This window comes from Pseudoroseicyclus tamaricis (genome assembly GCF_012070395.1).
Classification (GTDB): domain Bacteria; phylum Pseudomonadota; class Alphaproteobacteria; order Rhodobacterales; family Rhodobacteraceae; genus Pseudoroseicyclus_A; species Pseudoroseicyclus_A tamaricis.
Map to the genome: position 1 here is coordinate 233,007 of NZ_JAAFYS010000003.1, position 20,881 is coordinate 253,887.

Annotated in this window: 20 protein-coding genes; 9 read left to right on the forward strand and 11 right to left on the reverse strand. The window is 69.9% G+C overall.

Annotation, left to right across the window (positions count from 1 at the left end):
• Window positions 1-118: 118 nt before the first annotated feature.
• Window positions 119-1,309, forward strand: coding sequence for a hypothetical protein (locus GY170_RS12905; protein ID WP_163894282.1), 1,191 nt, complete (start codon window positions 119-121; stop codon window positions 1,307-1,309).
• A gap of 44 nt (window positions 1,310-1,353) precedes the next feature.
• Here GY170_RS12905 and GY170_RS12910 read toward each other — a convergent pair whose 3' ends face one another.
• Both GY170_RS12910 and fsa read right to left on the reverse strand, forming a co-directional pair.
• Window positions 1,354-1,755 (reverse strand): GFA family protein, encoded by a 402-nt coding sequence (locus tag GY170_RS12910; RefSeq protein ID WP_163894285.1) that lies wholly within the window; start codon window positions 1,753-1,755, stop codon window positions 1,354-1,356.
• 153 nt (window positions 1,756-1,908) lie between these two features.
• Entirely contained in the window at window positions 1,909-2,562 is a 654-nt protein-coding gene (fsa, locus tag GY170_RS12915) for a fructose-6-phosphate aldolase (protein WP_163894287.1), read from the reverse strand.
• A 125-nt stretch (window positions 2,563-2,687) separates the two neighbouring features.
• On the opposite strand from fsa, the gene GY170_RS12920 reads away from it, so the two are divergent.
• Window positions 2,688-4,877: a primosomal protein N' gene (locus GY170_RS12920; RefSeq protein WP_163894288.1), complete on the forward strand. Its 2,190-nt coding sequence runs from the start codon at window positions 2,688-2,690 to the stop codon at window positions 4,875-4,877.
• A 224-nt stretch (window positions 4,878-5,101) separates the two neighbouring features.
• Here GY170_RS12920 and GY170_RS12925 read toward each other — a convergent pair whose 3' ends face one another.
• From GY170_RS12925 to groES, 8 genes are all read right to left on the reverse strand, one after another.
• A complete protein-coding gene (locus GY170_RS12925; protein WP_163894290.1) occupies window positions 5,102-5,572 on the reverse strand; it encodes a methylated-DNA--[protein]-cysteine S-methyltransferase in 471 nt (156 codons plus the stop codon).
• Complete coding sequence (locus GY170_RS12930; RefSeq protein WP_163894292.1) at window positions 5,548-5,910, reverse strand: VOC family protein; 363 nt, start codon at window positions 5,908-5,910, stop codon at window positions 5,548-5,550. The genes GY170_RS12925 and GY170_RS12930 overlap by 25 nt, the downstream gene beginning before the upstream one ends.
• 33 nt (window positions 5,911-5,943) lie before the next feature.
• Window positions 5,944-8,865 (reverse strand): isoleucine--tRNA ligase, encoded by a 2,922-nt coding sequence (gene ileS / locus GY170_RS12935; protein ID WP_163894294.1) that lies wholly within the window; start codon window positions 8,863-8,865, stop codon window positions 5,944-5,946.
• 211 nt (window positions 8,866-9,076) lie between these two features.
• Window positions 9,077-9,868 carry an alpha/beta fold hydrolase gene (locus GY170_RS12940; protein WP_163894295.1) on the reverse strand — a complete coding sequence of 264 codons (792 nt, stop codon included), beginning with the start codon at window positions 9,866-9,868 and terminating at the stop codon, window positions 9,077-9,079.
• 83 nt (window positions 9,869-9,951) lie between these two features.
• Window positions 9,952-10,365, reverse strand: a complete 414-nt coding sequence (locus GY170_RS12945) for an ACT domain-containing protein (protein ID WP_163894297.1) — start codon at window positions 10,363-10,365, stop codon at window positions 9,952-9,954.
• 82 nt (window positions 10,366-10,447) lie between these two features.
• Window positions 10,448-10,972, reverse strand: a complete 525-nt coding sequence (locus tag GY170_RS12950) for a hypothetical protein (protein WP_163894300.1) — start codon at window positions 10,970-10,972, stop codon at window positions 10,448-10,450.
• Between the two features lie 262 nt (window positions 10,973-11,234).
• Entirely contained in the window at window positions 11,235-12,875 is a 1,641-nt protein-coding gene (gene groL, locus GY170_RS12955; RefSeq protein WP_163894302.1) for a chaperonin GroEL, read from the reverse strand.
• Window positions 12,876-12,950: 75 nt separating this feature from the next.
• Window positions 12,951-13,241, reverse strand: coding sequence for a co-chaperone GroES (gene groES, locus GY170_RS12960; protein ID WP_163894304.1), 291 nt, complete (start codon window positions 13,239-13,241; stop codon window positions 12,951-12,953).
• 439 nt (window positions 13,242-13,680) lie between these two features.
• Here groES and GY170_RS12965 point away from each other — a divergent pair, with 439 nt between their 5' ends.
• The 7 genes from GY170_RS12965 to GY170_RS12995 all read left to right on the forward strand — a co-directional run bounded on the left by GY170_RS12965 (window position 13,681) and on the right by GY170_RS12995 (window position 19,194).
• On the forward strand, window positions 13,681-13,836 hold the full coding sequence (locus GY170_RS12965; protein ID WP_163894306.1) for a hypothetical protein: 156 nt from the start codon (window positions 13,681-13,683) through the stop codon (window positions 13,834-13,836).
• 108 nt (window positions 13,837-13,944) lie between these two features.
• Window positions 13,945-14,868 carry a phosphate acyltransferase gene (locus tag GY170_RS12970; RefSeq protein WP_163894308.1) on the forward strand — a complete coding sequence of 308 codons (924 nt, stop codon included), beginning with the start codon at window positions 13,945-13,947 and terminating at the stop codon, window positions 14,866-14,868.
• The gene (locus GY170_RS12975) at window positions 14,865-15,923 is read left to right on the forward strand and encodes an acetate/propionate family kinase (protein WP_163894310.1); all 1,059 of its coding nucleotides are present in this window, start codon (window positions 14,865-14,867) and stop codon (window positions 15,921-15,923) included. Before GY170_RS12970 ends, GY170_RS12975 begins: the two co-directional genes overlap by 4 nt.
• Before the next feature lie 45 nt (window positions 15,924-15,968).
• Window positions 15,969-16,733 carry an SDR family NAD(P)-dependent oxidoreductase gene (locus tag GY170_RS12980; RefSeq protein WP_163894312.1) on the forward strand — a complete coding sequence of 255 codons (765 nt, stop codon included), beginning with the start codon at window positions 15,969-15,971 and terminating at the stop codon, window positions 16,731-16,733.
• 25 nt (window positions 16,734-16,758) lie between these two features.
• Window positions 16,759-17,637 carry a 2-dehydro-3-deoxygalactonokinase gene (locus GY170_RS12985; protein ID WP_163894314.1) on the forward strand — a complete coding sequence of 293 codons (879 nt, stop codon included), beginning with the start codon at window positions 16,759-16,761 and terminating at the stop codon, window positions 17,635-17,637.
• A gap of 118 nt (window positions 17,638-17,755) precedes the next feature.
• Window positions 17,756-18,358, forward strand: a complete 603-nt coding sequence (locus tag GY170_RS12990; protein WP_163894316.1) for a 2-dehydro-3-deoxy-6-phosphogalactonate aldolase — start codon at window positions 17,756-17,758, stop codon at window positions 18,356-18,358.
• Window positions 18,355-19,194 (forward strand): SMP-30/gluconolactonase/LRE family protein, encoded by an 840-nt coding sequence (locus tag GY170_RS12995; RefSeq protein WP_163894318.1) that lies wholly within the window; start codon window positions 18,355-18,357, stop codon window positions 19,192-19,194. Before GY170_RS12990 ends, GY170_RS12995 begins: the two co-directional genes overlap by 4 nt.
• 344 nt (window positions 19,195-19,538) lie before the next feature.
• Here GY170_RS12995 and GY170_RS13000 read toward each other — a convergent pair whose 3' ends face one another.
• Window positions 19,539-20,783 (reverse strand): urate hydroxylase PuuD, encoded by a 1,245-nt coding sequence (locus tag GY170_RS13000; RefSeq protein ID WP_163894320.1) that lies wholly within the window; start codon window positions 20,781-20,783, stop codon window positions 19,539-19,541.
• Window positions 20,784-20,881: the final 98 nt, after the last annotated feature.

The window sequence follows — 20,881 nt, forward strand, 5'->3', positions numbered from 1 at the left end:
TATGGATTTCGCGGAACACCAGGCCTCGGCCCGGGCGAGAGACGCCGTCGCTGGCAGGCCGATTTCCGTATGGAAACCGGGCTCTTGCGGCCCCGCGCAAAGCGCGTAGCGTCGCGTCGTGGAAACCGCGCTGATCCTTCTGGCTGTCCTTTTGGCAGGGGCCCTGCTGGCCTGGCCGAAGGTGTTTCGCAACCCGCTCTGGCGCGCGACGGTCACGCCGCTGGCCTCGATCATCGGCTCGGGCTTCCTGATCCTCGGGCCAGTGCTCAATGCCGAATACGGCGCCTGGGCGCCCGCCGTCATGGCCGCGCTCTGCGCGCTCGCCTGGGCCTTCGGCGCCGCGATCCGCGCCAACATCGCCAGCATCGAGGCGGCGGCCGCGCGCCCCCGCGCCGCGCTGGCGCTGGAGCGGACCAGCCAATGGGTGCTGGCCTTCGCCTATGCGATCGCCGTGGCCTATTACCTCAATCTCTTCGGCGCCTTCGCGGTGGAGCTGACCCCGTGGAACGGCGAGCTCACCGCGCGACTCGTCACCAGCGGCGTCTTCCTCGTCATCCTCGCCACCGGCTGGCTCAAGGGCTTTTCGGCGCTGGAACGGATGGAGCAGGTCGCCGTCGGCCTGAAGCTCGCCATCATCGCGGGGCTGCTCACCGGCCTCGCCTGGGCCTTCGCCGCCGATGCGACGGGCGAGGGGCTCTACCTGAACCCCGTGACGATCCGCGGCCCCGAGGCGCTGTTCCTCGCCTTCGGCCTGCTCGTGACCGTGCAGGGCTTCGAGACCTCGCGCTATCTCGGCGAGGAGTATAGCGCCCGCCAGCGCATCCGCTCGATGCGGCTGGCGCAGGCGCTCTCGACGCTGATCTACCTCGTCTACATCGGCCTCTTCTCCTACCTCTTCGCCCCGCATGTGGCGCAGGTGGATGAGGCAGCCATCATCGGGATGATGCGTCAGGTCGCGCTGATCCTGCCGCCGCTGCTGGTCGTCGCGGCGCTCGCGGCGCAATTCTCCGCCGCCGTGGCCGATACCTCGGGCGCCGGCGGGCTGGTGGAGGAGCTGACGGGCGGGCGCATCGGCCCCAGAGCCGCGTACGCTGTGCTCGTGGCCGCGGGGCTGGTGCTGACATGGTGGCTCGACGTCTTCGTCATCATCACCTGGGCGAGCCGCGCCTTCGCGCTCTACTACGCCCTGCAGGCCGCCATCGCCGCGGTCGAGGCGCGCCGGGCGGGGCAGCGGGGCTGGATGATGGCGTGGGGGGCGCTCTGCCTGCTCGGACTGGCGATCACGGCGCTGGGGACGCCGGTGGAATAAGGCTGGACGTATCGGTCCGTGACGTGGCGTGCCGCGCGATCCCTTCAGCCAGGCAGCCCGTCGATCCTGTCGAGGGAGGCGAGGTCATTGTCCCAATCGGCGCGACTTGAGACACAGATATGGGCGGTCGGCCGCATGCCGATCGGGGTGTCGAGGGAGCCAGCCGGCACGACAAGCACGCCATCTTGAGAGAAGGGGAGCGCCGAGCCGCATTCGGTGCAGAAGCATTTTGCGTGTCGTGAGTCGGGAAGCCTGAATTGCCTGGCGGTCTCTTCGCCGGACACCCAGGTGATCTTCGCCGTGGAGGAAAACAGGTTGGCCGAATGGGCGGAGCCGCTGTCCTTGCGGCAGCGCCCGCAATGGCAAAGGAAGAAGCTCTCGAACTCTCCCGAAATGCGGAATGACACCGCGCCGCAGAGGCATTGTCCGGTTGTCAGTTTGTCCATTCGCACCCTCTCCAGATGCGACCGCCAATGTGCCGGTCGAAGGCCGCTCTTTCGGCCCGTAGTTTTCGCCAAAGCAACGGAAAGGTGATCACCATACTAAGCAAAAGGCCGGGCGCTGGGCCCGGCCTTTTCTATATCGTTTCGCAATGGGCTTCAGACGATCTTCTGGCCGGTGCCTTCCCAGTCCTTCAGGAACTGCTCGACGCCCTTGTCGGTCAGCGGGTGGTTGACCATCGCCTTGATGACCGCCGGCGGCGCCGTGGCCACGTCAGCGCCGATCTTGGCGGCTTCGGACATGTGGTTGGCCGAGCGGATCGAGGCGGCGAGGATCTGCGTGTCGAAGTCGTAATTGTCATAGACCTGACGGATGTCGGCGATCAGCTCCATGCCGTCGAGGTTGAGATCGTCCAGGCGGCCGATGAAGGGGGAAATGAAGGTCGCCCCCGCCTTGGCGGCCAGCAGCGCCTGGTTGGCCGAGAAGCAGAGCGTCACGTTGACCATGCGGCCCTCGTCGGTGAGCACCTTGCAGGCCTTCAGCCCTTCCCAGGTCAGCGGCACCTTCACGGCGATGTTCGGCGCGATCTTGGCCAGCTCGCGGCCCTCGGTGATCATGCCCTCGGCATCGAGCGCGACCGTCTCGGCGGAGACCGGGCCGGGAACGAGATCGCAGATCTCCTTCGTGACTTCGCGGATGTCGCGGCCGGACTTGGCGATCAGCGAGGGGTTGGTGGTCACCCCGTCGATCATGCCGAAGGCGACAAGTTCGCGGATGGCATCGATGTCGGCGGTGTCGACGAAGAATTTCATGGGTCACTCCCGTGCTTGTGGCCAGCTCGGGGCTTGGCTGGCGTTGCCTGACGATCTACCCCGATTGTCGCACCTCGGCAAACCCCCGGGGACAATCCCCGGTTTTCCTGATCTGCGGACGTGGCATGAACGATTTCTTTCCAGGCGGCGCGCGTATCGCGGTGTTGACCACACAGCCGCTGCCCGGTCCATTGGACTATCTAGCGCCCGAGGGCGGTCTGTCCACCGGTGCCGTCGTCGAGGTGCCGCTTGGCCCCCGCCGGGTCGCCGGCGTCGTCTGGGGCCGGGGCGAGGGAGATTTTCCCGCCTCGAAGCTCCGCCCCGTCTCCCGCGTGCTGGAGGCGGCGCCACTGACCGAGGGGATGCGCGACTTCCTGATCCGCTCCGCCGATTACACGCTCACACCGCCCTACCAGATGCTGCGCATGGCGCTGCGCGCGCCCGGCCTCGGCGACGAGCCGGCGATGCGGCGCGTCTACCGCCTCGGGCATCACGAGCCCTCCCGCATGACGCCGCCCCGCCAGCAGGTGCTCGCGGTGATGGAAGAATTCGCGGAGGCCGCCTTCACCCTCGGCGAGCTGTCCGAGGCGGCCGGTGTCTCCACCTCCGTCATCAAGGGCCTCGTCAAGGCGGGCGCGCTCCGCGAGGAGGAGGCGCCCCGCGACACCCCCTACCCCGCGCTCGACGCCGCGCGCCCGGGGCTGGACCTGACGGAGGATCAGGCGGAGGCGGCGGCGCGGCTACGCGAAGGGGTCGCGTCCGGCACCTACGGCACGACGCTGCTGCGCGGCGTCACCGGCTCCGGCAAGACGGAGGTATACCTCGAGGCGGTGGCGGAGTGCCTCGCCCGCGGCCGGCAGGCGTTGGTGCTGCTGCCCGAGATCGCGCTGACCGGCGCCTTCCTCGCCCGGGTCGAGGAGCGCTTCGGTGCCAAGGCGGCCGAGTGGCACTCGGGCATCACGATGACGGAGCGGCGGCGGCTGTGGAAGATGGTCGGCGAGGGCGGCGCCGAGCTGGTCGTCGGCGCCCGCTCCGCCCTCTTCCTGCCCTTCCGGGAGCTGGGGCTGATCGTCGTCGATGAAGAGCACGACACCTCCTACAAGCAGGAGGAGGGCGTGCTCTACAACGCCCGCGACATGGCCGTCCTGCGCGCCTCGCTCTCCGGGGGGCGGGTGATCCTCGCCTCCGCCACGCCGAGTCTCGAGAGCTGGGTGAATGCCGAGCAGGGCAAGTATGAGCGGCTCGACCTCACCTCCCGCTTCGGCCCGGCGGTCATGCCGAAGATGCGGGCGATCGACATGCGGGCCGAGCCGATGTCCCACGGGACATGGATCTCACCGAGCCTCGCCGCCGCAGTCGAGGCGCGCATGGAGAAGGGCGAGCAGTCGCTGCTCTTCCTCAACCGGCGGGGCTACGCGCCGGTGACGCTCTGCCGGGCCTGCGGCGAGCAGGTCGCCTGCCGCAACTGCGACGCGCGGATGGTGGAGCACCGCTTCCTCAAGCGGCTGATGTGCCACCAATGCGGAGAGACGATCCCGGTGCCGACCGTCTGCCCGAGCTGCGAGGTGGAGGGCAAGCTCGCCGCCCTCGGCCCCGGCGTCGAGCGGCTGGCGGAGGAGGTGACCGCGCGCTTCCCCGAGGCGCGGCTGGCGGTGCTCTCCTCCGACCTCTTCGGCTCAGCCCGGGCGCTGAAGGCGGCGATCGAGGAGATTGCGGCGGGGGCGGCGGATATCGTCATCGGCACGCAGCTGGTGGCCAAGGGCCACAACTTCCCGCTGCTGACGCTGGTGGGCGTGATCGACAGCGATCTCGGCCTGCAGGGGAGCGACCTGCGCGCGGCGGAGAAGACCTTCCAGCTGATCCGGCAGGTGGCGGGGCGCGCCGGCCGGGCGGAGGCGCCGGGCGAGGCGCTCCTGCAGACGTTCCAGCCCGAGCACCCGGTGATCCGCGCCATCCTTTCCGGCGAGGAGGAGCGCTTTTGGGCCGCCGAGGCGGCGGAGCGGAAGGCGGCGGGCGCGCCGCCCTTCGGGCGGATGGCCGGGCTCATCCTCTCCTCCCCCGACCTGCAGGCGACCTTCGACATCGGCAACCTCCTCGCCCGCAACACCGAGAAGCTGCGCGCCATCGGGGCGGAGGTCTACGGTCCCGCCCCGGCGCCCATCGCCCGCGTGCGGGGGCGCCACCGGGTGCGGCTGCTGGTGAAGGCGGCGAAGTCAGCGCCGCTCCAGCAGGCACTGGCGGAGTGGGTGGCGCCGGTGAAGCTGCCGGCGAACTTCCGGCTGGCCATCGATATCGACCCGCAGAGCTTCTGGTAGGCCGCTGCCCGGGCCCGCCTCCCGCCCGCCCACCCCGGCGCGCCCGGGCAGCTTGGGGCTGGATGGCGGGCGGTGGAGCTGGTGGAGGGGGAGGGACCGGGGGGCCAGCCCGTCGCCATTGTCACTCGGACCAATGGCGCGCCAATGGCGACCCCCCCGGGATTTTTTGGACCAAAGACGGGGGGCGGGTGGCTGGTGCTGCGCCTTCGCGGCGGGCTGGTAGGCTAGAGGAGGAGGCTCGCGGCGCCTTCGAGGCGGAGGAGGCTGATCTTGGTCTCGATGCCGCCGGCGCCGGAATAGCCTCCGAGGGAGGTGGCGGAGAGGACGCGGTGGCAGGGGACGAAGATGGGCAGCGGGTTGGCGCCGCAGGCCTGGCCGGCGGCCTGGGGGGAGATGGAGAGCGCGGCGGCGAGTGCGCCGTAGATGCGGGTCTCGCCGAAGGGGATGGCGAGGAGCGCGGCGCGGGTGCGGGCGGCGAGGCCCGTCGCGGGGGCGAGGGGCAGGTCGAAGTGGCGGAGGCTGCCGGAGAGGTAGGCGCCGAACTGGGCGAGCGCTTCGGCGGCGAGGCTGCCGAGCGGCGGCGGAGAGGCCGGGCCCCAGCCGGCGGCGGTGAGGGCGCCGGAGGTCTCCTCGACCCAGATCGGGCCGAGGGGGGTGTCGGCGCCGGCCCTCAGACCTCGCGCGCCACGTACCATTGCGTGCCATCGGGGCTGCGGAAGCCGCCGCGACGGTCGCCGTCGCCCTTTTCCATCATCGGCTGCAGCTCCTCGGCCCCCGCCTTCAGCGCGCGGGCGAAAGCGGCATCGGGGTCTGCCATGTAGAGATGGAGGACGGCGGGCGGGCCCTCATAGTCACTGACCATCAGGACCGTGTCGCCGATGCGGCATTCGCCGTGCATGATGCGTCCGCCCTCCTCGATGACACGCAGGCGCTCGGCGCCGAAGACCTCTTCGCAAAACGCGAGCAGCCCCTGCGCATCAGGCACGTAGAGATAGGGGGCGAGGTCGGTGTATCCGTCCGGCTTGTAGCGCATGGGGCCGAGCTTGCGCCCGGCCCCGGCGGCCCGTCAAGCGGGCACGTTCAGCTCGGTCAGCGCCTCGTCGCAGCGCCCGCAGACGCCGGGATGCGAATGCGTGCCGACATCGGGGAGGATCTTCCAGCAGCGCTGGCATTTCTCGCCCTCGGCCCGCTCGAAGACCACTCCGATCCCCTCGACCTCCGGCATGCGGAAGGCCTCGGCCGGGGCGGGATCGGTTGTGATCTCGATGCCCGAGGTAATGCAGAGGTCCTCGAAGGAGACGGTCTTGAGCGCCGCGGCGGTCGCCTCGTCGACATGCACGACGGGGGCCGCCTCCAACGACGCGCCGATGGTCTTGTCGCGGCGGGCCACTTCAAGCGCGCCGGTGACGACGCGGCGGGCGCGGCGGATGGCGGCCCATTTCTCGGCCAGCGCCTCATCACGCCACGAGGCCGGGGTTTCCGGCATGTCCACGAGGTGAACGGAGCTCTCGTCGCCCGGGAAGCGCTCCAGCCAGACCTCTTCCATTGTGAAGACGAGGATCGGCGCGAGCCAGGTCGTCAGCCGGTGGAAGAGCAGGTCGAGCACCGTGCGGGCGGCGCGGCGGCGGGCGGTATCGCCGTCGCAATAGAGCGCGTCCTTGCGGATGTCGAAATAGACGGAGCTGAGGTCGATGGTGGCGAAGTGGAAGACCGCCTGCCAGACGCCCTGGAAGTCGAACGTCCGGTAGCCCTCGCGCACCTGAGCGTCGAGCTCGGCGAGGCGGTGCAGCACCCAGCGCTCAAGCTCGGGCATGTCGTCGGGCGCCACGCGATCTTCCTCACGGAAGTCGCCGAGGCTGCCCAGCAGGAACCGCATGGTATTGCGCAGGCGCCGGTAGCTGTCAGCCACGCCTTTCAGGATCTCGTCGCCGATGCGCTGGTCGGCGGTGTAATCCGTCTGCGCGACCCAGAGGCGCAGGATGTCGGCGCCGTATTGCTTGGTCACGTCGTCGGGCGCGATGGTGTTGCCCAGCGACTTCGACATCTTGTTGCCCTTGGCATCAAGCGTGAAGCCGGCGGTGACGACCTTGCGATAGGGCGCGCGGCCGATGGTGCCGCAGGCCTGCAAAAGCGAGGAGTGGAACCAGCCGCGGTGCTGGTCCGTGCCCTCGAGGTAGACATCGGCGATGCCGTCGTCGGTGCCGTCTTCGCGGTCACGCAGCACGAAGGCGTGGGTGGAGCCGCTGTCGAACCAGACGTCGAGGATGTCGAAGACCTGCTCGTACTCCTTGGGGTCGACCTCGCCGGCGAGGAAGCGCTCTTTCGCGCCTTCCTTGTACCAAGCGTCGGCGCCCTCGGCTTCGAAGGCCTCGGTGATGCGCTGGTTGACCTTTTCTGACCTCAGCAGGAAGTCCGGCTGGTCGGGGGTCGCACCGACTTTCACGAAACAGGTCAGCGGCACGCCCCAGGCGCGCTGGCGGGAGAGCACCCAGTCGGGCCGCGCCTCCATCATCGAATGCAGGCGGTTGCGGCCGGAACGGGGGGTCCATTCCACCTTGTCGATGGCGGTGAGCGCCCGCTCGCGGATGGTCTCACCCAGTTCGTCCTGCCCGTCGCCGACGGGGCGGTCGATGGCGGCGAACCATTGCGGCGTGTTGCGATAGATCAGCGGCGCCTTTGAGCGCCAGGAATGCGGGTAGGAGTGCTTGATCTTGCCGCGCGCGAGCAGGCCGCCATGGGCGACGAGCGTGTCGATCACCGCCTTGTTGGCGTCGCCTTCCTTGCCGGTCTCCTTCAGGATGCGGCGCCCGCCGAAGAGCGGCAGGTCGGGGCGGAAGGAGCCGTCGGGCAGCACGTTGTAGGTGATGACCTGCTCGAGCATCCCGAGTTCGCGGTAAAGCTCGAACTCTTCCATCCCGTGGGAGGGGGCGCAGTGCACGAAGCCGGTGCCCTCTTCGTCGGTCACGAAGGGGGCGGCGCGGAAGTCACGCGGCGCATCCCACTCACCCTCGGCGCCTTCGACGCCGGCGAGGGGGTGGGCGAGGCTCATCTTCTCCAGCGCCTCGACGGGCACATCGGCGACGCGGCCCCACTGGCCCTCTTCCAGCCGGGCGCGGCCGAAGACATCCGCCGCCAGCTTGTCAGCGAGCAGGAACTTGTCACCGGGCGCTGCCCAGCATTGCTCGGGCGTCTCGGTGACCTCGTAGAGCCCGTAGGAGAAGTCCGCCCCGTAGACGACCGCCTTGTTGGACGGGATCGTCCAAGGCGTCGTCGTCCAGATCACGACATTGGCGCCGTCGAACTCAGTGCCCTCCATGCCGAGCACCCTGAACTTCACCCAGATCGTGAAGCTCTCCTTGTCGTGGTATTCCACTTCGGCCTCGGCCAGCGCCGTCTCCTCGATGGGCGACCACATGACCGGCTTGGAGCCCTGGTAGAGCGTGCCGTTCATGAGGAACTTCATGAATTCCTCGGCGATCACCCGCTCGGCGTGGAAATCCATGGTGAGGTAGGGCTCGGCCCAGTTGCCGGTGATGCCGAGGCGCTGGAACTCGGCGCGCTGCACATCCACCCAGCCGGCGGCGAAGTCGCGGCATTCCTGCCGGAATTCGAGGACGGGGACGTCGTCCTTGTCCTTGCCCTGCTGGCGGTATTTTTCCTCGATCTTCCACTCGATCGGCAGGCCGTGACAATCCCAGCCGGGGATGTAGCGGCTGTCATGCCCCATCATCTGGTGCGAGCGGACGACCATGTCCTTCAGCGTCTTGTTCAGCGCGTGGCCGATATGCAGGTGGCCGTTGGCGTAGGGAGGACCATCGTGGAGCGTGAAGGGCGGGCGGCCCTCCTTCTCGCGCAGGCGGTCGTAGACGCCGATCTTCTGCCAGCGGGCGAGCCACTCGGGCTCGCGCTTGGGCAGGCCGGCCCGCATGGGGAAGTCGGTCCTGGGGAGATTGAGGGTGTCTTTGTATTCAGGCGTGTCGGCGCACATGGGGACGGTCTCGTTTCCAGCGGGAAAGGGGGATCAGGCGGTGCGAGTCTCGGCACCTTCGCCCGGCGGCTCCGGTCTCAGAGCGCCGGGGACGTAATTCGAATGATCCGGGTCGGCCTGTGCATGGGGCGCGTTATAAGTCGGCCCGCGAGGGGGGTAAAGCGCCTGCAGGGCCCCTGCTCGGCCCGCCCTGCCGGGCGGGCTCGCCCCCTCATTGCCCGAAGAGGATGTCGACGGCCGTCATGCCGTGATCGAAGGCGCCGGTGGCGAGGAAGGCCTGCACCTGGGCGATGACGAAGGGGTTGTTCATCAGGAAGGTGTGGCTCACCGGCAGGACGAGGAAGTCCGCCTGCCCCGGCAGCGCCGCCGACTGGACGGAGACCTTGCCGTCGTCGGGCCCCTCGATCAGCGCCGAGTAGAAGGGGTTGAGCGAGCCGGTGCCGGCGATGACGCCCACCGGGTAGTCGGGCGGCGGCAGCTGGTTCGGCAAGGCGGAGGCATCCGTCCCCAGCTCCTGCCCCGCGGGGCCGTAGAGCCATTCGAAGAGGGGCAGGTCCTCGAAGGTGTCCACCAGCTCGGTGCCGTTGTTGGGCGGGGCGAGCATGACGACGCGACCGAGGCGCGGCAGCTCATGCTCCGCCAGCCAGAGCCGGGTGAGGATGCCGCCCATGGAATGGGTGACGATGTCGATCTCCGCCGCGTCGCCGCAGGCGGCGATGTCGCGCGGCAGCACCGTGGCGGCCAGTGTCTCGATGGATTCGCTCGTGGAGGGGTAGCCGAGGTTGACGACGCGGTAGCCGTCGCCCTCCAGCACCTCCTGCATGACGAGGAAGCTCTCCTCCCCCCGGGCCAGCCCGTGCAGGAGGATGACGCAGGCATCCTCCGGGGCCGTGGGCGCCGCGGCCGGTTCGGCGCTGCGCGGCCCCGTCTCCGCCACGGCGAGGCCGGCCACGAAGAGGCAGGCGACCAGGGCCGAGCGGAAGAGGCGGCGGGAGCTTTCCATGAGGTAGATCTAGCGCAAGCCGCGGCCGGAGAAAGCCCGACGCGCCGGCGACCTTGCGTCGCGGCGGCTGCGGGGCGGCGCGCTCAGGGAAGGGCGCGCGATTGCAGGCTGAGGAGCGCGCTCAGGGCCGCCTCCGCCTGCGCCTCTGGGACGAAGACATGATCGTGGTGATGGGCGGCGACAACGTTGGCGGGGATGCCCGCCTCCGCCAGCGCGCCGGAGACGGCGGCGGTGAGGCCGACGCCGGTTAGCGAGGAATAGACGTTAAGCGTGATCTGCCGCATCGGCTGGTCGGCGGGAAGGCCGAGCCCCCGGGCCTTTTCCACCGGCAGGATCAGTGACATCCCCTCCGCCTCGGCGAAGAGCCCGCGGGCGTGAGGCAGCGCGGCGCCGAGGGCCTCGGCCTCCGTCACTGAGCAGAAGACGAAGACGCCGGAGACGAGGACGGGCGTCATGCCGGCGATCATCTCGGCTTCGTTGGTGATGGGGTCGGGCATGGGGGCGAGCGTAGGGGGCGGGAGGCTGTTTGTCACGCCGCCGCCCGCCGGGCGGTGCGTGGGGCGTGGAACGCCAACCTTGTCAGAAAATCGCGTCGCGCTCCTCATCCAGGACCGCCGCCCCGGTGAAGAAGGCGAAATCCCGTTCCGGGGTCAGGTCAAACCTGAAAATCCTCTCAAGGGCGCCGAAACCGGCGACCGCCTGATCCGGCGCTCCGGCGATATCGGCCTCCGAGGCGCTCCCTTCGAGAATCCTTTCTGACTCGCCCAGCCCCTCCACCAGGAAGAAATGCTCCGGCGCCGGCCCGCCGGCGCGAAAACGCGGCGGCGCGGCCAGCTCCGGCGGCACCGGGACGTCCGCCAGCTTGGTGGCCTCGCCCGCCCGGACCATGCGGGGCAGGTCGACGAAGACCGACGTCAGCAGCGGCTGCGACAAGATCGCTGGCACGTCCTCGGGCACGTTCTCAGCGACCCCGCGGAACAGCCGCATCAACTGCCCCAGCCGTGGCCCCCACCCGTCCGTCACCTCGTGGGTGCAGAGGCCAAACCCCATGTGCGAGCCGAAATGAAAGGCGTAGAGCCCGCCGACCAGAGATTTGCCTGCCATCTCGTGTCCTCTCCGGCTTCCAGAACGGTCAGACATTGGTTGGAACATGCCACTTATTCAACCGTATCTGGCGCCAAGCACCGCCTTCAGTGGCGAGCCTTTCGAAAATCGGATCTTGGTGCATCCACCGTGATGAGCCGGTGGGGCACGCCAAATGCCGACGGCTGTATGCAAAAGACATCAGCCGAGGGCCATTCATCCGGACATAGAAAAGGGCGCCCCGAGAGGCGCCCTTCCCTGAAGTCCCGAATGGCGGGGCAGATTACATCATGCCACCCATGCCACCCATGCCGCCCATGTCGGGGGCACCGCCGCCGTCGTCCTTCTTCGGCTTGTCGGCAACCATGGCTTCGGTGGTGATCAGAAGGCCGGCCACGGAGGCCGCGTCTTCCAGCGCGGTGCGCACCACTTTCGCCGGGTCGATGACGCCGAACTTGAACATGTCGCCGTATTCTTCCGTCTGGGCGTTGAACCCGAACTTCAGATCGCTCGACTCGCGGATCTTGCCAGCCACGACGGAGCCGTCGACGCCCGCGTTCTGGGCGATCTGGCGCAGCGGGGCCTCGAGGGCCTTGCGAACGATGGCGATGCCGGCGTTCTGGTCGGAGTTGTCACCGGTGAGGCCGTCGAGCGCCTTGGCGCCCTGCAGCAGCGCAACGCCGCCGCCGACCACGATGCCTTCCTGAACGGCAGCGCGGGTCGCGTTGAGCGCGTCATCGACGCGGTCCTTGCGCTCCTTCACTTCCACTTCGGTCATGCCACCGACGCGGATGACGGCAACGCCGCCGGCCAGCTTGGCAACACGCTCCTGCAGCTTCTCGCGGTCGTAGTCCGAGGTGGTGTCCTCGATCTGCTGACGGATCTGCGTGACGCGGGCCTCGATCTCGGCCTTTTCGCCGGCACCGTCGACGATGGTCGTCTCGTCCTTGGTGATCGAGATGCGCTTGGCGGAGCCGAGCATGTCCATCGTGACATTCTCGAGCTTCATGCCGAGGTCTTCGGAGATGACCTGGCCGCCCGTGAGGATCGCGATGTCCTGCAGCATGGCCTTGCGACGGTCACCGAAGCCCGGCGCCTTGACGGCAGCGATCTTCAGGCCACCGCGCAGCTTGTTCACGACGAGCGTCGGCAGGGCTTCGCCCTCGACGTCCTCGGCGATGATCAGCAGCGGCTTGCCCGACTGGATCACGGCCTCGAGCAGGGGAACCATCGGCTGCAGCGACGAGAGCTTCTTCTCGTGCAGCAGGATGATGGCGTCTTCGAGCTCGACGGTCATCTTTTCGGTGTTGGTGACGAAGTAGGGTGAGAGGAAGCCGCGGTCGAACTGCATGCCTTCGACGACTTCGGTCTCGGTCTCCAGACCCTTGTTCTCTTCGACGGTGATGACACCCTCGTTGCCGACCTTCTGCATCGCGTCGGCGATCTGGCGGCCGATTTCCTTCTCGCCATTGGCGGAGATGGTGCCGACCTGGGCGACTTCGTCGCTGTCGTTGACCGGGCGGGCAGCAGCCTTGATGGCCTCGACGACCTTGAGGGTCGCCATGTCGATGCCGCGCTTGAGATCCATCGGGTTCATGCCGGCAGCGACCGACTTCATGCCCTCTTTGACGATCGCCTGGGCGAGAACCGTGGCGGTCGTGGTGCCGTCGCCGGCCTCGTCATTGGTGCGGGAAGCGACTTCCTTCACCATCTGAGCGCCCATGTTCTCGAACTTGTCCTCGAGCTCGATCTCCTTGGCGACCGTCACACCGTCCTTGGTGATGCGCGGGGCGCCGAAGCTCTTGTCGATGACAACGTTCCGGCCCTTGGGGCCGAGGGTCACCTTCACCGCGTCGGCGAGGATGTTGACGCCCTTGAGCATGCGATTGCGGGCGTCGGTATCGAAACGTACGTCCTTAGCCATTTGGCGTTGCTCCTGAAGCTAGTGTTTCTGTTGTTCGTCCAGAGCCGGGCCGGCATTGGGCGCCGGCCGCGCGGCTCAGGCAGCGATGATGCCGAGGATGTCGCTCTCTTTCATGATGAGCAGCTCCTGGCCGTCGATCGTCACTTCCGTGCCCGACCACTTGCCGAACAGGACGCGATCACCGGCTTTGACGCCCATCTCGATCAGCTCGCCCGAATCCTTGCGGGCACCGTCACCACAGGCGACGACTTCGCCTTCGGCCGGCTTTTCTTTCGCGCTGTCGGGAATGATCAGACCGCCCTTGGTCTTCTCTTCGGATTCTACGCGGCGGACCAGCACGCGGTCGTGAAGCGGCTTGAATGCCATCTTTGCAGCTCCCTGGCTCAAAGTTCCTTCGGTCGGGGCCCGCCGCCCGGTCTAGGACCGGTCGGGATGCGCCCCTTTAGCACTCTCCTTGGGTGAGTGCTAACAGCGCGGGACTTAGGCTCCGCGACCCGTCCTGTCAAGCGCGTGATGTGGCGGGAGGGAGGCACCGGAGGGCCGTTTGCGGCCGATTGCGCGGGCGCGCGGGCGGCGCTATTCAAGCGAAGGACACGGAGGATAGCTCAGATGGGCTTTCGCAGCAACCGGACGCGCTGAACGCGCCCCCTGCCGTTGCCACCGGGCTGATCCAGCCCCGGCCCCGCAACGCCTCCCGGAGCTCGCCCGACGCGGGTGACCCCGGCCCAGCCCCTCCGCCAGGACGCGGAGACTTCGTTGCCACGGCCGGCCCGTCGCCGGCTCCATTCCATATCAGGAAACCCCCATGCCCAAGAGCAAGACGCCCCGCGGCAAGAGCCGCAAGGGCGGCGCCACGCCGTCCAAACCTGCCGCCCCCACCGAGAAGACCACGTCCCGCGGCGGCCCGCCCGCCGAGGCCAAGCCCCGGCCCCCGCGCCGCCTGCCGGGCCGGAAGGGCTGAAGCGAGGCGCGGCGCCCTCGCGGCGCCGCGCTACCCCGGTGCGTCGGGGGTGGAGCCTCGGCGCCCCCGCCCCTAGGCTCGCCGTCGAGCCACCGACGGGAGCCGCCGATGTACCCTTTCCTCTCCACCACCCAGCCGCACGCCCCCGCGGCGCTGCTGGCCCGGGCCCGCGCCCGCAAGCGGGCGCCGCGCGTCGCGCTCGTCAACGCCGGCGCGCCGCACCCGCTGCAGGGGATCCGCGAGGCCGCCGATGCGGGCCTCGCCGAGCCCATCCTCATCGGCGACGCAGATAAGATCCGCGCCACTGCGGCGGAGATCGGCTGGGACATCTCCCACCTCGCCCTTCACCACGCCCCGCAGGACGAGGCCGCCCCCCTCGCCGCCCGTCTCGCGCGGGAGGGGGAGGCAGACGCGGTGATGAAGGGGCAGATCCACACCTCGACCTTCCTCAAGGCGCTCCTGCCCTCCGCCGCCGGGCTGCGCGAGCCGGGCACGCGCTGCGGGCATGTCTTTCACATCACCATGCCGGGCGACGACCGCCCATTGCTGCTCACCGACGCCGCCCTCAACGTCGACCCCGATGTCGAGACGCGGAAGGCCTGCCTGACCCAGGCGGTGATGCTGGCGCAGCGGCTCGGCGTGGCCCGCCCGAAGGCCGGCATCCTCGCCCCGACGGAGGACCCGATCCCCACCGTGCCCAACACGATGGAGGCGCGCGAGATCGCCGACTGGGCGGCGGGGGCGCTGCCGGAGGCCATCGTCGAGGGGCCGATGGCGCTGGACCTGATTTTTTCCGACGCCGCCGCGAGCGCCAAGAGCTACGCCAGCCGCGTCTCGGGCGATGCCGACATCATGCTGGTGCCGAACATCACGTCCGGCAATGCCATCTTCAAGTTGATGGTCCTCGGCATGGGCTGCTGCGCCGCCGGCATCGTGCTCGGGCTGAAGGTGCCGGTGCTGCTCACCTCCCGCAGCCAGACGGCCCCGGCGCGCCTCGCCTCCGCCGCGCTCGGCGCCGTCATGGCGCCATGACCGGGCCGATCCTCGTCCTCAACGCCGGCTCTTCCTCGCTGAAGGCGGAGCTCTTCGGGGAGGGCCTCGCCTCCCTCCTCGCCCTCTCCGTCTCCGAGATCGGCGGGGCCGGGGAGCTGGTGGTCGGCGAGGCGCGCCGCCCCGTCTCCGCCCCCGGCCACGAGGCGGCGCTGGCCCTGCTGCTGGAGGCGCTGGAAGCCGCGGGCCACCCGCCGGAGAGCCTGCGCGCCGCAGGACACCGCGTCGTCCATGGCGGCGGGCTGACGGCGCCGGCGCGGGTGACGGAGGAGGTGCTGGAGATCATCCGCGCCGCCTGCCCCCTCGCCCCGCTCCACAACCCGGCCAACCTCGCCGGCATCGAGGCCCTCGCCCGGCTCGCGCCCGCCCTTCCCCAGACGGCGAGCTTCGACACCGCCTTCCACGCAACCCAGCCGCCCCTGGCGACGACTTACGCCCTGCCTCAGGCGCTGCGTGACCGGGGCCTGCGCCGCTACGGCTTCCACGGCCTCTCCTATGCCTCCCTCGTCGCCCGGCTCGACCCGCTGCCCCGCCGCCTCCTCGCGCTGCACCTCGGCAACGGCGCCTCGCTCTGCGCCATCGAGGAGGGCCGCTCCGTCGCCACCTCCATGGGCTACTCGCCGGCGAGCGGGCTGGTGATGGGCACCCGCGCCGGCGACATCGACGCCGCGCTCGTCCTGCGCCTCGCCGCCGAGGAGGGCATTGCGGGCGCCGAGGAGATCCTGCTGCGGCAGAGCGGCCTCACCGGCCTCGCCGGCACCAACGACATGCAGACGCTGCTGGCCCGCCCCGATGCCGAGGCCCGCTTCGCCGTCGACGCCTTCTGCTACTGGGCGATCCGCCACGGCGCCTCCGCCGTCGCCGCCATGGGCGGGCTCGACGCCATCGTCTTCACCGGCGGCATCGGCGAGCATGCCGCCCCCGTGCGTGAGGCCATCGCCGCCGGACTCGCCTTCCTCGGCCCCGCCGAGGTACGGGTGATGGAGGCCGACGAGGAACGGCAGATTGCCCGCGATGCGCTCGCCCTCCTTGCCTGAGCCGCCCCGATCCCCATAGTGTCCGCCGGCAACAGGGAGGGCACCATGCAGGCGAAGTACCCCGATCTCTCGGGCGCGCCGGTCTTCATCACCGGCGGCGGCAGCGGCATCGGCGCCCTTCTGGTCGAGGGGTTCCTGCGCCAGAACGCCCGCGTCGCCTTCTGTGACATCGTCGACAGCACCGAGTTCGCCGACCGCATGGGCGAGGAGACGGGCGCCCGCCCGCTGTTCCTCGATGCCGACGTCACCGACACGGGCGCCCTCAAGGCCGCCATGCGCAATGCGGAGGAGGCGCACGGGCCCCTCGCCGTGCTCGTCAACAACGCCGCCAACGACCAGCGCGCCGAGGCCGACGAGGTGGACGAGGCCTTCTGGGACTGGTCACTCTCGCTCAACCTCAAGCAGCAGTTCTTTGCGGCGCAGGAGGCGGCGGCGCAGATGCGCAAGCGCGGCGGCGGGCGGATCGTCAATTACTCGTCCATCGCCCATGCGCTCGGCGGCGCGAACATGACGTCCTACGTCGCCGCCAAGGCCGGCGTCGCGGGGATGACCCGCTCGCTCGCCCGCGCCTGGGGCAAGGAGGGCATCCGCGTCAACGCCATCGCCCCCGGCCTCGTGGTGACGGAGCGGCAGAGGGAGCTCTGGATCACCGAGGAGGGGCTGAAATCCCATGTCGGCGGCCAGGCCATACCCCGCCCCATTGCGCCGGAGGATCTCGTCGGCCCGACGCTCTTCCTCGCCTCCGAGGCCAGCGCGATGATCGCCGCGCAGGTGATCGTCGTCGACGGCGGCTACGTGATCCACGCATGACCCGCCTCGCCCGGAAGGACAGAGCATGAGCTGGATCGCCGCCGACTGGGGCACCTCCCGCCTGCGCCTGTGGCATCTCTCCGCGGCCGACGAGCTGCTGGACGCGCGCAGCTCAGACGAGGGCATGGGCGGCCTCGCGCCCGCCGAGTTCGAGCCGACGCTCCGCCGGCTGGCCGCGGGGTGGGAGGCGACGACGGTGCTCACCTGCGGCATGGCCGGCGCCAAGCAGGGCTGGGCAGAGGCGCCCTATCGCCCCCTGCCCTGCCCGCCCCTTGGCCCCGGCCTCACCGCCGCCCCGGCGGAGGGCTGGACGGTGCGCCTCATCCCCGGCCTCTCGCAGGCGAAGCCGGCCGACGTGATGCGCGGCGAGGAGACGGCCATCGCCGGCTGGCTCGCCGCCAACCCCGGCTGGGACGGCGTCATCTGCCTCCCCGGCAGCCACTCCAAGTGGGCGGAGGTGAGCGCCGGCGAGGTCGTCTCCTTCCGCACCTTCCTGACGGGGGAGCTCTTCGCCGCCATCGCCGGCCACACCGTCCTGCGCCACTCCGTCGGCGGGGACGAAATCGACGCCGCGGCCTTCGACGAGGCCCTGTCGGAGGCGCTCTCGCGCCCCGAGCAGCTGGCCGCGCGGCTCTTCTCCATCCGCGCCGAGGGGCTGCTGTCCGGCCTGCCCGCCGCCGCCGCCCGTGGCCGCCTCTCCGGCCTGCTCATCGGGGCGGAGCTGGCCGCCGCCCGCCCCTGGTGGCTCGGCCGCGAGGTGGCGCTGATCGGCGCCGGCCCCCTCACCGCCCTCTACGCCCGCGCCCTCGCTGCCCAGGCCGTGCCAACGCGCAGCGCGGAGAGCGACCCGCTCACCCTCGCCGGCCTCGTCACCGCCAAGCGCCTGATGGAGGGCCGCTCGTGAGGCACCACCGCGCCCCTGCCCTGTCTTTGGTCACCGAAAATCCTCGGGGGGACGCCGCCCCCGGCGGCGGGGGGGCAGACAGCCCCCCTCCGACGCCCGACACGCGAGGCCCCGCCCCATGAGAGAGATCATCGCCATCCTGCGCGGCATCACCCCGCCCGAGGCGGAGGCCGTCGGCGCCGCGCTCGTCGCCGCCGGCATCACCCGCATCGAGGTGCCGCTGAACTCGCCGGACCCGCTCTCCTCCATCGCCGCCCTCGCCCGGGCCTTCGGGGATGAGGCGGAGATCGGCGCCGGCACCGTCCTCACCCCGGCGCAGGTGGAAGAGGTGGCCGAGGCCGGCGGGCGGCTCATCGTCTCCCCCAACACCGACGCGGCGGTCATCGCCGCCGCCCGCGCGCGCGGCCTCTCGGCCTGGCCGGGGTTCTTCACTCCCACGGAGGCCTTCGCGGCCCTCGCTGCCGGCGCCTCGGGCCTCAAGCTCTTCCCGGCGGAGTTGGCCGGGCCGGCGGGGCTGAAGGCCATGCGCGCCGTCCTGCCGCGGGGCACGCCGGTCTACGCCGTCGGCGGGGCGGGGCCGGCCAATTTCGCCGCCTGGGCCGCAGCCGGGGCCAGCGGCTTCGGCATCGGCACGGCGCTCTACACACCGGGGCTGTCGCCGCAGGACGTCTCCACCCGCGCCCGCGCCATCGCCGCGGCCCATGACGAGGTATTTCCATGATCTACAACGCCACCAACTGCCTGCTCGGCGAGGGCCCCCTCTGGCACCCCGGCCGGGGCGAGCTCTTCTGGTTCGATATCCTCTCCCGCAGGCTGCACAGCGCCGCGCAGAGCTGGGATTTCGAGGATTTCGTCTCCGCCGCCGGCTGGGTCGATGACGAGACGCTTCTCGTCGCCACCTCCCGCGCCCTTGTCCGCTTCCCGCTGGCGACCGGCGTGCCGGAGGAGGTGGTGCCGATGGAGGCGGACAACCCCGCCACCCGCTGCAATGACGGCCGGGCCGACCCGCAGGGCGGCTTCTGGATCGGCACCATGGGCCTCGGCGCCGAAGAGGGCGCCGGCAGCATCTACCGCTACTACCGGGGCGAGCTGCGCCAGCTCTACCCGAACATCTCCATCCCCAATGCCACCTGCTTCGCCGCCGATGGCGGGCGCGCCTATTTCGCCGACACGCGGGCCCGCAAGGTCTGGCGCGTGGCGCTGGACGCCGAGGGCTGGCCGGTCGGCGAGCCGGAGACCTACATCGACTACACCGACTCCCCTCATGTCAGCGACGGCGCGGTGATCGCCGAGGACGGGACGTTCTGGACGGCGCAATGGGGCTCCTCCCGCGTCGCCGTCCATGACGAGAGCGGCGCGGAGATCGCCGCCCACCCGCTCCCCGCCTCCCAGACGACCTGCCCCGCCTTCGGCGGCCCGGACCTGCAGACGCTCTACGTCACCTCCGCCAGCGCCGGCCTGAGCCAGGACGAGCTGGCGAAGGTGCCCGACTCGGGGCGGACCTTCGCGCTCGACGTCGGCGTGCGCGGGCAGGCGGAGCACCGGGTGGTGTTGTAGGGCGGGGAGGTTTCGCGGGGCCTGTTCCTCCTCAGGCCATCAAATCCCGCTCTTCGCTTTCCCGATACGCGCCACGGGCACGGGCGGTGGGTTACAAACCCACCCTACGAGACCGGCCCGAGCTCTTCCCCCGCCCGGTACGCGCCAAAGGCGCAGGGCGAGCGCCTGCCCGTCCCGGTGGGCTGGCGCTCTGTCCAAGCTTGGCGCTGAGCTCACCGCGGGGAGGGGCTTGGCGGCATAAAGCGTGCAGCGGCAATGTCGGAGCGCCACCCGACGGGCAGGCGCTCGCCCTGCGCCTGCAACCGGTGCGCCTCGTCCCGAGAGCGGCACCGGAAGGCAGCCCTTCACCCCGCGTCGGCCAGCTCCGTCCCCCCGGCGGCGCGGAACCAGCGGACGATGGCGGCGCGCTCCTCGGGCTCCATGTAGGAGAGGTTCGCCGGCGGCATGGCGTGGGTGATGCCGGCCTGCAGGTAGATCTCGCGCGCGTGGGTCGCCACGTCGGCCTCCGTCTGCAGCATCACGCCCTTCGGCGGCCATTGCAGCGTGCCCCAGGCCGGCTCCGCCGCGTGGCACATCGAGCAGCGGCCGGCGACGATCTGGTGGACCTCCTCGAAACCTTCCGCCGCCGCGAACTTCTCCGCGTGGGCCGGGATCGCCGCCTCCTCCTCGCTCCACTCGTAGGCGCGAGGGGAGGAGAGCCAGACGATCACCAGGAAGAGGATCGCCGTCACGCCCCATGTCCAGTGCGGCATGCCCTTGCGGGCGTGCATCGAGTTGAAGAAATGCCGGATCGTCACGCCCATCAGGAAGACCAGCGCCGCGATCAGCCAGTTGAACTCGCTCGCGAAGGCCATCGGGTAATGGTTGGACAGCATCAGGAAGATGACCGGCAGCGTCAGGTAGTTGTTGTGCGTGCTGCGCTGCTTGGCGATCTTGCCGTATTTCGGATCGGGCTTGCGGCCCTCGATGAGGTCCGTCGTCACCACCTTCTGGTTTGGGATGATGGTGAAGAACACGTTGCCGCTCATGATCGTCGCCGTGAAGGCGCCGAGATGCAGCAGCGCCGCCCGCCCCGAGAAGACGTTGGTGTAGAAAAGCGACATGCCCACCAGCACCGCGAAAAGCAGCACCATCACCGCCGTCTGGTTGGCGTTCACCAGCCGCTTGCAGATCTGGTCATAGACCACCCAGCCGAAGGCCAGCGAGGCCATGGAGATCAGCGCGCCGACCCAGACGGGGATGTCGAGGACCGCCGGGTCGATCAGGTAGAGCCGCCCGCCGAGGTAGTAGACGAGGAAGAGCATCGCGAAGCCGGAGAGCCAGGTGGAATAGCTCTCCCACTTGAACCAGACGAGGTCCCCCGGCATCTGCGCCGGGGCGACGAGGTACTTCTGGATATGGTAGAATCCGCCGCCATGGACCTGCCACTCCTCGCCATCGGCACCGGTCTCCAGCTTGCGGTCCCGGTGCAGGCCGAGGTCGAGGGCGATGAAGTAGAAGGACGAGCCGATCCAGGCGATGGCGGTGATCACGTGCAGCCAGCGCACGGCAAACTTGATCCACTCCAGGATCAGCACCCAGTCATACATCACGAGGCCCTCTTTTTTGCCTAGGGGGCCCCGCGGCGCCGGCGAGGTCAAGGGATGATCGTCCCCTCCGGCGCGGGCCGGCGGACGCGACGCCGCCT